We start from the raw sequence: 13,963 nt of genomic DNA, 5'->3' as shown, positions 1-13,963 counted from the left end.
AAAGGGGGAAAAACAACAATGAAGAATAATTGGACTAACCATTTACATGGCTATGTGCGGGTAAGGATAGATGGTGATTATCCAGAAAGGTTTCTTAACCGTTGTATTGAGGAAGACATCTCGATATGGCAAATCAAAAAAATTGGCGACAATCGAATTGTTTGCTATATGGATGTAGAGGATGCAAAGAGGATTCGTCCTCTCTTGCGAATGACCAATTGTAAAGTGTCATTTATTCAACGGAGTGGATTTCCTTTTTTAATAAGGCGAATTATGGCGCGCTCAGGGTTTGTTGCTGGTCTTGTAGGGTTCTTGGCTATTATGTTCGTACTTTCAAATATGGTTTGGGGAGTTGAAATTAAGGGAGCTTCACCGCAAGTAGAGCATGAATTAAGACAAGTAGTAACTGAAATGGGGATAAAACGTGGAGCATTTCAGTTTTCTCTTCCAAGTGTTGAACTTATTCAAAGAGATGTCACTGAGTTAGTTCAAGGGGCCACCTGGGTTGGTGTTAGACAAAAAGGGACGACCTTTGAGTTTGAAGTAGTTGAACAACAACTTCCTGAAGAAGCGGACCGCTACAGTCCTAGACATTTAGTGGCAACGAAGAAAGCAATCATACGTAAAATCTTTGTTGAACATGGTCAGGCTATGGTCAAGCCTAATGATTTCGTTAGAGAAGGAGATCTCCTTGTTTCTGGGTATATAGGAAAAAAAGATGCTGAAGATGAAGAAAAAGAGTTGGTTCCAGCTCAGGCTGTTGTATTTGGTGAAATTTGGTACAAGTCCGACGTAACTATCCCGTTAGATACCTTATTTACAACGTTAACAGGGGAGAAAAAATCAAAACATTACCTCTCAATTTATGGGCTTGATATCCCAATATGGGGCTATGGTAAAGTTGAATTTGAAGAATTTACAGAGTCCATTCACGAAAGACCTTTTAGATTTATTAATTGGTCACTGCCATTAACTTATAAACGTTCTGATTTTCTGGAAACCGATCAATTTGAACGTACGTATACAAAGGAAGAGGCGGTTCGCGCAGCAAGGGAACGTGCCCGTGTTGATTTATCGAAGGATTTACCAAAGGATGCGGAAATAATTGGAGAAAAAGTTTTGCACGAAACTGTTGAGAATGGTAAAGTAAACTTACGGATACATTACCAAGTAATAGAAGATATTACATCGGAGCAACCGATTATTCAAGGAGATTGAGTCTATTGTCAGAAACGAAAACAATACAGTTAGAAGTCAAGAATGCCAATGAGACACAGGCACTTATTGGCCCTCATGACAGACATCTGAAGCGAATAGAAGAACATCTTGATGTGACGCTCGTTACTCGTGGTGAGGCAGTGCTTGTTACTGGAGATGCTGAGAAGATTGAAATTGTTCGCAAAATCATTGCTACTTTAATACAATTAATCCGAAAAGGGATATCTATTTCTGAGAGAGATGTCGTATATGCTGCTCAATTAGCTGAAAATAATCGTCTAGATGAGCTTCTTGAGCTTTATGATGAAAAAGTTGCAACGAATGTTAAAGGAAAACCAATTATTGCGAAGACTCTTGGTCAACGCCATTACGTTTCTGCCTTAAAGAAAAAGGACATGGTTTTTGGAATTGGTCCTGCTGGTACGGGCAAAACGTATCTAGCTGTTGTCATGGCAGTTACGGCTTTAAAAGAAGGTCATGTAAAACGAATTGTTTTAACGCGACCAGCTGTAGAAGCGGGAGAAAGTTTGGGCTTTTTGCCTGGAGATCTTAAGGAGAAAGTAGATCCATACTTACGTCCTCTTTATGATGCTCTTCATGATGTTTTAGGCATGGAACAAACGGCAAGGTTGATGGAAAGAGGTACGATTGAAGTAGCGCCTTTAGCTTATATGCGTGGGCGTACACTTGATGACGCTTTTGTCATTTTAGATGAAGCCCAAAATACAACTCGAGAACAAATGAAAATGTTTATAACCAGATTAGGATTTGGATCAAAAATGGTGATCAATGGAGATCTAACGCAGATTGATTTGCCGCGCGGCAAAAAATCTGGTTTGAAAGTTGCTATTGAAATTTTGGACAAAGTAAAAGACATAGCATTTATTTATTTGCAACAGTCTGATGTTGTTCGTCACACATTAGTACAGCAAATTTTACAGGCCTATGAAAAACAAGATGCTGATGAAAGAGAATTCATCGAAAGAACATAGGAATGGATTATGTAAAAGCCTTGCCTTAGGAGGCGTTAATAGGAAGACCCTCTTAATGAAAGAGGGTCTTCCCTTTTGAGAAGAAAAGGTATAAAAGGAAGAAATGAGGTGATTTGCTTGAAGAGAAGGTCAACCATTGATCAACAAAAGTGGTGGAAAAGACTTCGAGAACATCAATACATACGCGCAATCCTTTTTTGTTCGATTGGATTTATTCTTTATATATTACTGTTAGGAAATGTTATTCCGGAAACATTAGATATTCGTCTTTCTCAAATAGCAGACAAAGATATCCGTTCACCTATAACAATCGAGCATAGAACAGCTACAGAGGAACGGCGGAGTGCGGCTGTTGATGAGATTGGACCTGTTTATGATTTGAAACGAGAGTATGCTCAACATCAAGTGAAGAAAGTAGATGATATCTTTGATGTTGTTAATAAAGCAAAAAATATGGAAGAAGAACTTGTTCCCAACCGTGATTTAGAAGAAGAGCCTTTAGGTGAAGAAGAGCTTATTGAGTTGCAAATTGAATATATGAAAGAAGTTCTTTCGTTAAGGAGGAGCAATGGAATTACGGATCAAACTCTCATCGCACTTTTAGATGCAGGAGAATCACAGTTGCAAATTGCAAAAGAGACGACAACAAATGCTGTGCATGAAGTAATGAGTGAGAGAATATCGATCCGAGAATTGGCTGATGCAAAACAGGAAGTGAGCAACCAAATAGCAGTTTCAACTGTAAGTAACAGGCTTCTAGATGCAATGATTGAAGTAGCCCAATTTGCTATCATTCCGAATTACATATATGATGCTTCTGCAACTGAACAAATAAGACAAGAGGCAGCTGAGAGTGTTGAGCCCGTTCTAATTAGGGAAGGACAACTTCTTGTAAAAGAAGGGGAAATGATTGATCACGATATTTATGAACAACTTCGTATTGTGGGGCTATTAGATGGGTCTTTCAACGTTTTTCCATATATTGGCTTAGCTTTACTCGTTTTGCTTATTACGGGTATGTTAGCGTATTATGTAAATGAAGCGCAAACGTCAGTACAGAAAAATAACAGCCATCTATTAATGTACACGTTAATATTTATTGTAACCGTATCTTTAATGAAAATAACTAGCCTGTTAGAAGGATTAGAAATTCAAGGTATTGGATTTGTTGTACCTGTGACGCTTGGAGCAATGCTTATTACGTTGCTCATTCATACTCGCCTTGCGATATATTCAGGTATAATGTTTGCCGTTATTGGAAGTATTATGTTTAATAATGAAACTGTAGGAACGTTCAACTTTACTTATGGTTTTTATATGTTATTTAGTTCATTTGCAGGTGCTTATTTTTTAGATAAGTCTAATCGGATTTCTAGAATTTTGAGAGCGGGATTATTTGTTTCAGCTATTAATATCGTTGCTGTTATTGCTCTATTATTTATGAAAACTGTCCAAAGTGGTTGGTTTGAAATTGGAATGCATGTTGGGTTTGCTTTTTTATCTGGTTTTGTAGCTGCGGTTTTAACAATCGGCTTATTGCCATTTTTTGAGGCTGGTTTTGGAATATTATCGACATCTAGATTAATCGAACTTTCAAGCCCTAACCATCCTTTATTGCGCAAAATATTAGTTGAAGCACCGGGAACTTACCATCATAGTGTAGTTGTCGGGAACTTAGCTGAAGCAGCCTGTGAATCAATTGGTGAAAATGGGTTACTCGCTCGAGTTGGTTCTTACTATCACGACTTAGGAAAAACAAAGCGACCACACTTTTTCATTGAAAATCAAATGAGAATGGAAAATCCGCATGATAAGATTTCTCCGCAATTAAGTAGAACTATTATTATCGCACATCCTTATGATGGAGCAGATCTGTTGCGTGAGTATAAGATGCCTAAAGAGATCATTGATATTGCCGAGCAACATCATGGTACGACTCTGCTAAAGTATTTTTATCATAAAGCAAACAAGGATGCTGACCAACCGATTCCAGAGTCGCAATTTCGCTATCCTGGTCCAAAGGCACAAACAAAAGTCTCAGCTATTGTTGGAATTGCAGATAGCGTAGAAGCTGCGGTGCGAACGATACAAAAGCCAACACCAGATAAAATTGAAGCGCTCGTTCGAAAAATAATTCAAGATAAATTAGAAGATGGTCAATTTGATGAATCTGATTTAACGTTAAAAGAACTTGATCAAATAGCTGTTTCGATCCTTGAAACATTAAAAGGAACGTTTCATCAACGCATCGAATACCCGGAAGATGTAAAAGGAAAGGGAGAAAAAGGATGAACATAACTGTTGATTTTAATGACGAGACGAACAGTATTACAAAAGATCAGCATGAACTGATTGAGTCTGTAATTTTGAAAACGGCAGAAGTAGAAGGATTAAAAGGTGAAATTGAAGTCTCGGTGACAATAGTAGATGAAAAACGTATTCAAGAAATTAATAGAGAATATCGAGATAAAGACCAACCAACAGATGTTATTTCTTTTGCATTAAATGAACAAGATGAAGATGAACCTGAGGTTGTTTATGCAGAAGATATGCCTAATATCCTTGGCGATATTATTATTTCCTTTGTTCACATTCAAAGGCAAGCAGAGGAATACGGCCACTCGTTTGAGCGGGAACTAGGCTTCTTAACTGTTCATGGTATGCTCCACTTACTTGGCTATGACCATATGACAGATGCCGATGAGAAGGAAATGTTCTCAAGGCAAGAGGACATTTTAACTGCTTATGGGCTTACACGATAGAAACAAAAGAGGATTCAGAAGATTACTCAGGTCATTTTTTTATGCTTCGCAGGGGTTTAAATATGTTCTGAAACATGAACAAAACATGCAGATTCACTTGTTAGTAGCAGTTGTAACTATATTTGCTGCATTTTTATTGCGATTTCCATTAGGGCATTGGGTAGTATTGCTGTTAGTAATAGCTAGTATGTTTGCTCTAGAAATAATGAATACAGCCATCGAACGTACAGTTGATCTTGTAACGGAAGAATATCATCCATTAGCAAAACGGGCAAAGGATATAGCGGCCGCTGCTGTCTTCATCTATTGTTTATTTGCAGTAGCAATTGGGTGTATTCTTTTTATCCCGGCTATACTTAAATTGTTCTAGAACTGGTTGAGAGGAGTACCCTCTACTATGTGGAAGAGATTTCAAAAAAATATAATTGCAGGCATTATCTTTTTATTGCCTGCAATTGCAACAATTTACGTAATTCAATTACTGTTTGGATTGGTAGATGCATTTCTCGGGTCTTTTATTACTGATGTGTTAAAAGCATTGAATATTATTACAACAGAAGATGGTCGTATCTATTTTCTTGGGGTATACACTCCTTTCTCAGAACGATTGCTCGGTATTGGTTTTGTATTAACCATCCTCCTTATAACATGGGTTGGAGCCATGCGTATTCAAGGGAAAGGATTGAGAATATTTGGTACTATCGATCGTTCCTTTCGTAAAATTCCGATAGCAAACTCCATATATACTTCGGTAGAACAAGTCATTCATGCGTTTGCGCAAGAACGTTCTTCTTTTAAAAATGTTGTTCTTGTTGAGTATCCAAGAAAAGGCCTTTATACGGTCGGATTTCAAACAGGAGAATCGAGAGGAGAAGTACAGCGGGTCACATCAAAGGATTGTATCAATGTTTTCCTGCCTACGACACCAAATCCCACTTCGGGTTGGCTTGTGCTCGTTCCAAGGGATGAGGTAATTGTATTAAATATGACAGTAGAACAAGGATTAAAGTTCATTATTTCTGGTGGAGTTGTTGTCCCGCCTGACCCAGAAGCCATAGTAAATGATATGGAAACGGAGTACAATGAACGGGATATGGTCGTTCATGTACGCTCGAGAAGAAAGGATGAAGATAATGAATAAAGAGCAATTAATCGTTGAAGCTAAGCGAGCAAGGGAACAAGCATATGTACCTTATTCCAACTTCCCTGTTGGAGCAGCTCTATTAATGGAAGATGGTGCAGTTTATAAAGGTGCCAATATTGAAAATGCCTCATATGGACTTACGAATTGTGCTGAGCGTACGGCTTTATTTAAGGCGTATTCGGAAGGGAATAAGAAAGTAAAGATGGTAGCTGTCGTGGCAGGAACGGACAGGCCTGTCTCTCCATGCGGAGCTTGTCGTCAAGTGATGGTTGAATTGTGTTCGCGTGACACGCTTGTTGTCTTGACGAATTTAAAAGGTGATATTACAGAAATGACGGTAGAAGAGTTACTACCTGGAGCATTTACAGCGGAGGATATGGATGAATAACGAAAAAGGTTTTAAATCAGGATTTGTTTCAATTATTGGTCGACCGAATGTGGGTAAATCAACATTATTAAATCATGTAATTGGACAAAAGATCGCAATCATGTCAGATAAACCACAAACGACACGAAATAAAATACAAGGTGTTTATACGAGCAATCAGTCTCAAATTGTTTTTATCGATACACCTGGTATACATAAGCCTAAACATAAGCTCGGCGATTTTATGATGAAAGTTGCGCAAAACACGTTAAGGGAAGTAGATTTGGTTTTATATGTAGTTGATGCTTCAGAAGCATTTGGCTCAGGTGAGGAGTTTATTATTGAGCGTTTAAAGGATACGTCAACTCCTGTCTTTCTTGTTATAAATAAAATTGACAAGATTGCACCAGATGATTTGCTTGGGGTCATTGATACGTATCGAACAAAATATGATTTTAAAGAAGTCATTCCTATTTCTGCATTGCAAGGAAATAATGTGCCTACATTAATGGAACAAATTACAGAATATCTAGATGAAGGTCCACAATATTATCCGAGTGATCAAGTAACAGACCATCCAGAGCGTTTTGTTGTAGGAGAATTGATTCGTGAGAAAGTTCTTCATTTGACTAGAGAAGAAATCCCTCATTCCATTGCAGTAAATATTGAACAAATGAAAAAACGTGAAAACAGTGATACTGTTTATATTGGAGCAACGATTATTGTTGAACGCTCTTCTCAAAAAGGAATCATCATCGGAAAACAAGGGTCAATGCTTAAAGAAGTAGGAAAACGAGCAAGAGGTGATATTGAATCATTACTCGGCTCAAAAGTCTTTCTCGAAATTTGGGTGAAAGTCCAAAAAGACTGGCGCAACAAACCCGCCCATTTAAGAGACTTTGGCTTTAGAGAAGATGAGTACTAAAGAGTTTATTAAAAAAGGGCGCTTTTCCCTTTTTTAATAAACTCGAAGCGATGAGCGGAGCCGCCGTAATGTTTTAAGCCTGTTAGGAGTGGGTTTCTCCTAACAGGCGCACGGCGAGTGAAGCCATCGCAACCATGTTAAAAGGGGAGTTCAAATTCACTTATGAATTGAGCTCTTTTTTATGTTTGCTTCGATGTTTAATACACGAGAAGTACCTAATTTAATCTAGAAAGGTACTTCATCGAAGTATGAAGGACTTAATGAGACGGATTAGATCAAGAAAGTTCGTTCATCGAAGTGATGAAGGACTTAATGAGACCGAATAGATTAAGAAAGTTCTTCATCGCCAGGATGAATGACTTACAGTAAACCATTCTATTTGTTTTGGTGCTTCACCATCCAAAGAATGGTAGTGCCCTTTTATAATTAAAGTGTGCTTGAATTCATTCATTGGAGATAGCTGTGATGCTAAGAAATTCGCTAATTGTATTACTCATTGCTATGATAATAATTGCTCCAAAACGGAATCCGTTAGGCGTATATCCATTGTCTTTTGGTTAGTAATTCATTATCATAATAGTAGACGAACAAAAAATGGAAGCAACAAATGTCAAGCAGATTTAATTAACAATATTTCCTTATCATGATTCTAGGAAAGTAGGTCATCATACAAGTATAGAGCGTAAGTCTAAGTCTTTTATAGGAAGGTGGATTCTGAAATGCTCGATTTTTCATGGAAAGTCTTTTCAATGACAGGTAATGTGGACACGTATTTATTGTTGAAAGAATTAGAGCGGGATTCAGACGATCAATTCAGAAAAGAAGACATGGAGGATATCGAAACATCGGACGCTCCAACACATTAATGTATGTTGACACCTCACAAAGGACGTGTGGTGACAAGTATGATTCACAAAGTTGAAGGTATTGTGATTCGGACAATAGATTATGGCGAATCAAATAAAATTTTAACAATTTTTTCTAGAGAATTAGGAAAAATTGGTGTTATGTCTCGTGGGGCAAAAAAGCCTAAAAATCGATTATCGGCTGCTTCACAATTGTTTATTTATGGCACATTTGTTTATCAGCAAAGTCAAGGTCTTGGTACACTCAACCAAGCAGATATAGTAGATTCTTTTAGAGAGGTTCGAAGTGATTTATTTCGGGCCTCTTACGCCACTTACATAGTTGAACTGACAGATAAACTGACAGAGGAGAGAAGTAGAAATCCTTATCTCTTTGAATTGTTATATCAAACGCTCTATTATTTAAATGAAGGTATTGACTCTGATGTGTTGCTTAGAATTTACGAGGTGAAAATGCTTGCTGTTGCAGGGATAAAACCAGAGCTAGACCAATGTGTAAGCTGTTCCTCTACAGAGTTACCAGTTGCATTTTCCATTCGACATGCTGGTTTTTTGTGTCATAGATGTTTGCATCGAGATGAAAAAGCGTTTAAATTATCTGCTCATTCAGCAAGATTACTAAGATTATTTTTTTATATCGATTTGCATCGTCTTGGACAAATATCGTTAAAGAAAGAAACAAAGCAAGAATTAAAAGAAGTGTTAGCTGCTTATTATGATGAGTACTCGGGATTAAGGTTAAAATCCAAGCGTTTTCTTGAGCAAATGGAACGGATGGGTGATTTATAGCTCGAATGTTGACACTTTAGCTGAAGTTTTATATGATGCTAGTAATAACATATGGTGCATTGATGGAAAGTAGTACTTATCCTCTCTTGAGAAAGCGAACCTAGGACGGTGTGAGCTAGGGATCTAGACGATAAGGAAGGCATTTCGGAGCACATTCGATGAAAGTGATTAAAGTCTGCTTTGACTTTAATAATTAGGGTGGAACCGCGGGAATAGCTCTCGTCCCTATGTCATTACGACATAGGGATGGGAGCTTTTTCTTATGCCTAATACTCGAATGTCACCATGAAAATATAAGGAGGAAATTATAGTGAATGTACAAAATATGATTTTGACGCTACAAGAATATTGGTCAAAGCAAAATTGTATGATCATGCAAGCGTATGATACAGAGAAAGGGGCAGGAACAATGAGTCCCTTTACACTTCTTAGAACAATTGGTCCTGAGCCTTGGAATGTAGCATACGTTGAGCCATCTCGCCGGCCTGCAGATGGAAGATATGGGGAGAATCCAAACCGACTTTATCAACATCATCAATTTCAAGTTATTATGAAGCCGTCTCCTATTAATATTCAAGAACTTTATTTAAAAAGTTTAGAGGCACTTGGTATCAACCCTTTAGAACATGATATACGTTTTGTTGAAGATAACTGGGAAAACCCGACCCTGGGCTGTGCAGGATTAGGATGGGAAGTATGGCTTGATGGAATGGAAATTACACAATTTACATATTTTCAACAAGTTGGAGGACTTGAGGCAAGTCCTGTTTCAGCAGAAATAACGTATGGCCTTGAGAGGCTAGCATCCTATATCCAAGATAAGGAAAATGTATTCGACCTTGAATGGGTGGAAGGGTTTACGTATGGAGATATTTTCAAACAACCAGAATATGAGCATTCAAAGTACACATTTGAAATTTCAGATACTCAAATGCTTTTCTCCCTTTTTGGAACATATGAGCAGGAAGCTAAAAGAGCATTAGATGAATCACTTGTCTTCCCAGCATATGATTACATTTTAAAATGCTCACATACGTTTAACTTGCTCGATGCAAGAGGGGCCATTTCTGTTACGGAGCGAACAGGATACATTGGGCGCGTAAGAAACTTAGCGCGTGCAGCAGCAAAATTATACTATGACGAACGTGAGCGCTTAGGATTCCCAATGTTAAAAAAAGAGGAGGGAAAAGATAATGAGTAAACGAGACTTCTTACTAGAAATTGGTTTAGAAGAATTACCTGCAAGATTTGTCACGAGTTCAATTGAACAGTTAAAAGAAAAAGTTGAATCATGGCTAAAAGAAGAACGGTTAGTGTTTGATTCCATCCGGACGTTTGCTACGCCTAGGCGCCTTGCGATCTTCCTTGAGGGGCTTGGTGAGAGTCAGCCTGATATTAGCGAGGAAGCAAAAGGACCAGCTAAGAAAATAGCGTATGATGATGAAGGTAACTGGTCTAAGGCAGCCCAAGGGTTTGCTCGTGGTCAAGGTGTAACGACTGACGACCTTTTTTTTAAAGAGGTAAAAGGTGTAGAGTATATATTCGCTAACAAATACATTGCTGGGAAAAAAACAGTGGAACTTCTTCCTGCTTTGAGAGAACTCATTGTTTCTTTACATTTTCCGAAAAATATGCGCTGGGGAAGCAATGACCTTCGCTTTGCTCGTCCGATTAGGTGGCTTGTTGCCATGTATGGTAAAGAGGTTATTCCATTTTCTATCACAGGCATTGAGACAGGTGCTACAACATATGGACACAGGTTCCTTGGTAAACCAATTAAATTAATTGATCCAAGTGATTATGGGGTAGCGTTACTTGGTGAATATGTAATTGCTGATCAGTTAGAACGAAAAAGAGCGGTACGAAATCAAATTGAATCTATGACAGAAGGGAACGGTTGGATTATACCTATCGATGAAGATCTGTTAGAGGAAGTGACACATCTAGTTGAATATCCAACTGCACTTTCTGGAGGTTTTGATGAAGACTTTCTTAAATTGCCAAAAGAAGTGTTAATTACGTCAATGAAAGAACATCAACGTTACTTCCCTGTTGAAAATGAGAATGGCGACTTATTGCCTTATTTTATTACAGTTAGGAATGGGGATCATCAACATCTTGAGAACGTAGCAAAAGGAAACGAAAAAGTCCTTCGTGCAAGGCTTTCTGATGCGGCGTTTTTCTATAATGAAGATCAAAAATTAAATATAGATGATGCTTTGCAACGTCTGGAGCAAATTGTTTATCATGAGGAACTAGGTTCAGTTGGGGATAAGGTTCGACGTGTTAAAAAACTAGTAACGGACTTAAATGCATTACTAAATGTTGATTCAGCAAAAGCGCAAACTGCGAATCGAATTGCAGAGATTAGTAAGTTTGACCTTGTAACGCAAATGGTAAACGAATTCCCTGAACTACAAGGTAGAATGGGTGAAGTTTATGCTGAATTAGCTGGGGAATCGAAAGAGGTAGCTAAAGGTATTAATGAGCATTACAAGCCGAGGTCTGCTGGAGATTCAAGCCCCTCTTCACTTGAAGCGACGGTCGTCAGCATAGCAGAAAAGTTAGATACGATTGTAACTTGTTTTGCCATTGGACTTATCCCAACAGGTTCACAAGATCCGTATGCGCTTAGACGTCAAGCGGCGGGGATTGTTCAAATGCTTCATGATCATAATTTAGAAGTGACTCTTGAACAATTGATAAAAGTAAGTTTAGATGTTGCGGAAGGCAGAAAACTGCTTAAGCGTGACTATGAAGAGATTCAAACGGAGCTTGTTGAATTCTTTAAATTAAGGGTTAGGGCACTTCTTCAAGAAAATGAAATACAATATGATATTATTGATGCTGTATTAAATGATGAAATAGGTCATATTCCGACTGTAATGAAAAAAGCAAAGGTTATTACTGAAAAGCGTCAGGATTTGGCGTTTAAAAAGGTCGTGGAGGCGCTGAGTCGAGTAACAAATATCGCGAAGAAGGCTGAGGCTTCTATCGAAATTGATCCAACATTGTTTGAAAAAGAAGAAGAAAAAAGGTTATTCAGACATTATCAAGAGTTGAAAGTAAATGTGGAAAAGGCGTTGGAAAAAGGAGATGCCAAGCTTGCTTATGATGAGCTTGCAAGCTCTGAGCCAGTAATTAATCAATATTTTGATCACATCATGGTTATGGCAGAGGATCAAAATATTCGACAAAATCGACTGCAGCAAATGAATGAATTGTCTAAAGTTATTCGTTCATATGCCCATTTCCAGTCAATCGTATTCGCCTAAAATATAGTGACTTCCTATTTTGATAAATAGGAGGTCATATAAGCTGGCTCTTTCCATATTGGCTATCACTCGTATATAATAATTATATATTAGTATGGCACTTTTAGTGCTAAGGACGGTGAAAACCAATCGAACTAACAAGTAGGCAAGAAATAATTGTTGAGATTGTTAAGGAAAGTGGCCCAATTACCGGGGAACAAATTGCAGAACGTCTCTCTCTAACAAGAGCTACGCTTCGTCCCGATTTGGCTATTTTAACAATGGCAGGCTATTTAGACGCTAGACCACGTGTTGGGTATTTCTACACAGGGAAATCTGGAAACCAAATGTTAGCAGAGAAAGTCAAGAATATTACGGTAAATGAATACCAGTCTAGGCCCGTTGTGGTCCAAGAGTCAGCATCGGTGTATGATGCGATATGCACGATGTTTTTAGAGGATGTTGGAACATTATTTGTCGTGGATAAGCATATAACCTTAGTAGGTGTTCTCTCAAGGAAAGACTTACTTCGGGCAAGTCTTGGAAAGCAAGCGCTAGAGTCTATTCCTGTAAGTATTATTATGACGAGAATGCCTAATATTACAGTATGCAAACAAGATGATTTAATTATTGAAGTGGCTAATAAGTTAATTGAAAAGCAAATTGATGGACTTCCTATTGTTGTGGAGGTAGAGTATGGCTCCCGCTTTGAAGTAGTAGGTCGAATTACGAAAACGAATATAACAGCATTACTAGTTGATTTAGCTAATGATGAGGTAATATAAGCGGTAAGGAGGGGCATTCATGGAAGAAATTAGACAGCGACCGGTTGTCTATGTCGTTTCAGATTCAGTAGGGGAAACGGCAGAATTGGTTGTAAAGGCTGCTGCTAGTCAATTTAGCAGTGCTGGACTTGAAGTGAGACGAATCCCATATGTTGAAGATAAAGAAACAATTGAAGAAGTAATTATCTTAGCTCGTAAATCTAATGCACTAATTGCGTTTACACTTGTTGTTCCAGAAATAAAAGAACACCTATTGACACTTGCACAGGAAACGGGTGTCGATACGGTAGATATTATTGGCCCAATGTTAGAGAAAATAGGAACATTGACGAAGAAGGCTCCGCGTTATGAACCAGGTTTAATTTATCGGTTAGACGAGGATTACTTTCGTAAAGTCGAAGCAATCGAATTTGCTGTTAAATACGATGATGGTCGTGACCCAAGGGGGATCATTCGTGCTGATATCGTGTTAATTGGAGTTTCGCGTACATCAAAGACACCACTTTCTCAATATTTAGCACATAAACGATTGAAGGTAGCGAACGTGCCTCTTGTTCCTGAAGTAGAACCACCTAAAGAGTTATTTCATATTACACCGAAAAAATGTGTTGGGTTAAAAATTAGTCCAGAAAAATTAAATGATATTAGGGCGGAACGATTAAAAGCACTTGGGTTAAAAGCCCAAGCTAACTACGCCAACCTTGATCGAATAAAAGAAGAATTGGCGTATTCAGAAAAAATTATGCAACGGATTGGATGTCCTGTTATTGATGTTTCAAATAAAGCAGTTGAAGAAACAGCCAATTTAATCTCGAGTATGTTTTTAAAAAAATAATAATAGGAAGTATCTTGCGTATAGAA

The 13,963-nt window shown here is 38.0% G+C and carries 14 protein-coding genes; all 14 read left to right on the top strand.

Going from position 1 to position 13,963, the window contains the following annotated elements; translation table 11 throughout:
• The first annotated feature begins 18 nt into the window (after window positions 1–18).
• The 14 genes from yqfD to MF646_RS08890 all read left to right on the top strand — a co-directional run bounded on the left by yqfD (window position 19) and on the right by MF646_RS08890 (window position 13,937).
• Window positions 19–1,218 carry a sporulation protein YqfD gene (gene yqfD, locus MF646_RS08955; protein ID WP_250096148.1) on the top strand — a complete coding sequence of 400 codons (1,200 nt, stop codon included), beginning with the start codon at window positions 19–21 and terminating at the stop codon, window positions 1,216–1,218.
• Window positions 1,219–1,223: 5 nt separating this feature from the next.
• Window positions 1,224–2,210: a PhoH family protein gene (locus MF646_RS08950; protein ID WP_250096147.1), complete on the top strand. Its 987-nt coding sequence runs from the start codon at window positions 1,224–1,226 to the stop codon at window positions 2,208–2,210.
• 117 nt (window positions 2,211–2,327) lie between these two features.
• The gene (locus tag MF646_RS08945) at window positions 2,328–4,502 is read left to right on the top strand and encodes an HD family phosphohydrolase (protein ID WP_250096146.1); all 2,175 of its coding nucleotides are present in this window, start codon (window positions 2,328–2,330) and stop codon (window positions 4,500–4,502) included.
• Window positions 4,499–4,972, top strand: coding sequence for an rRNA maturation RNase YbeY (ybeY, locus tag MF646_RS08940; RefSeq protein WP_250096145.1), 474 nt, complete (start codon window positions 4,499–4,501; stop codon window positions 4,970–4,972). Before MF646_RS08945 ends, ybeY begins: the two co-directional genes overlap by 4 nt.
• Window positions 4,956–5,342, top strand: a complete 387-nt coding sequence (locus MF646_RS08935; RefSeq protein ID WP_250096144.1) for a diacylglycerol kinase family protein — start codon at window positions 4,956–4,958, stop codon at window positions 5,340–5,342. The genes ybeY and MF646_RS08935 overlap by 17 nt, the downstream gene beginning before the upstream one ends.
• A 27-nt stretch (window positions 5,343–5,369) precedes the next feature.
• A complete protein-coding gene (locus tag MF646_RS08930) occupies window positions 5,370–6,113 on the top strand; it encodes a DUF502 domain-containing protein (protein WP_250096143.1) in 744 nt (247 codons plus the stop codon).
• Window positions 6,106–6,504: a cytidine deaminase gene (locus MF646_RS08925; RefSeq protein ID WP_250096142.1), complete on the top strand. Its 399-nt coding sequence runs from the start codon at window positions 6,106–6,108 to the stop codon at window positions 6,502–6,504. Before MF646_RS08930 ends, MF646_RS08925 begins: the two co-directional genes overlap by 8 nt.
• On the top strand, window positions 6,497–7,408 hold the full coding sequence (era, locus tag MF646_RS08920; protein ID WP_250096141.1) for a GTPase Era: 912 nt from the start codon (window positions 6,497–6,499) through the stop codon (window positions 7,406–7,408). Before MF646_RS08925 ends, era begins: the two co-directional genes overlap by 8 nt.
• A 719-nt stretch (window positions 7,409–8,127) precedes the next feature.
• Window positions 8,128–8,274: a YqzL family protein gene (locus tag MF646_RS08915; protein ID WP_250096140.1), complete on the top strand. Its 147-nt coding sequence runs from the start codon at window positions 8,128–8,130 to the stop codon at window positions 8,272–8,274.
• A gap of 39 nt (window positions 8,275–8,313) precedes the next feature.
• On the top strand, window positions 8,314–9,063 hold the full coding sequence (gene recO / locus MF646_RS08910) for a DNA repair protein RecO (RefSeq protein ID WP_250096139.1): 750 nt from the start codon (window positions 8,314–8,316) through the stop codon (window positions 9,061–9,063).
• Window positions 9,064–9,373: 310 nt separating this feature from the next.
• Entirely contained in the window at window positions 9,374–10,264 is an 891-nt protein-coding gene (gene glyQ / locus MF646_RS08905; protein WP_250096138.1) for a glycine--tRNA ligase subunit alpha, read from the top strand.
• Window positions 10,257–12,338: a glycine--tRNA ligase subunit beta gene (gene glyS, locus MF646_RS08900; protein ID WP_250096137.1), complete on the top strand. Its 2,082-nt coding sequence runs from the start codon at window positions 10,257–10,259 to the stop codon at window positions 12,336–12,338. The genes glyQ and glyS overlap by 8 nt, the downstream gene beginning before the upstream one ends.
• Before the next feature lie 128 nt (window positions 12,339–12,466).
• Window positions 12,467–13,102 (top strand): transcriptional regulator CcpN, encoded by a 636-nt coding sequence (gene ccpN / locus MF646_RS08895; protein WP_250096185.1) that lies wholly within the window; start codon window positions 12,467–12,469, stop codon window positions 13,100–13,102.
• 19 nt (window positions 13,103–13,121) lie between these two features.
• A complete protein-coding gene (locus MF646_RS08890; RefSeq protein ID WP_250096136.1) occupies window positions 13,122–13,937 on the top strand; it encodes a pyruvate, water dikinase regulatory protein in 816 nt (271 codons plus the stop codon).
• The last annotated feature ends 26 nt before the right edge of the window (window positions 13,938–13,963 follow it).

The sequence above is a fragment of the Halalkalibacter alkaliphilus genome (assembly GCF_023555415.1).
Lineage (GTDB): Bacteria > Bacillota > Bacilli > Bacillales > Bacillaceae_D > Halalkalibacter > Halalkalibacter alkaliphilus.
The sequence above is the reverse complement of the archived record's forward strand: the minus strand, read 5'-3'. Positions and strand labels throughout refer to the sequence as shown.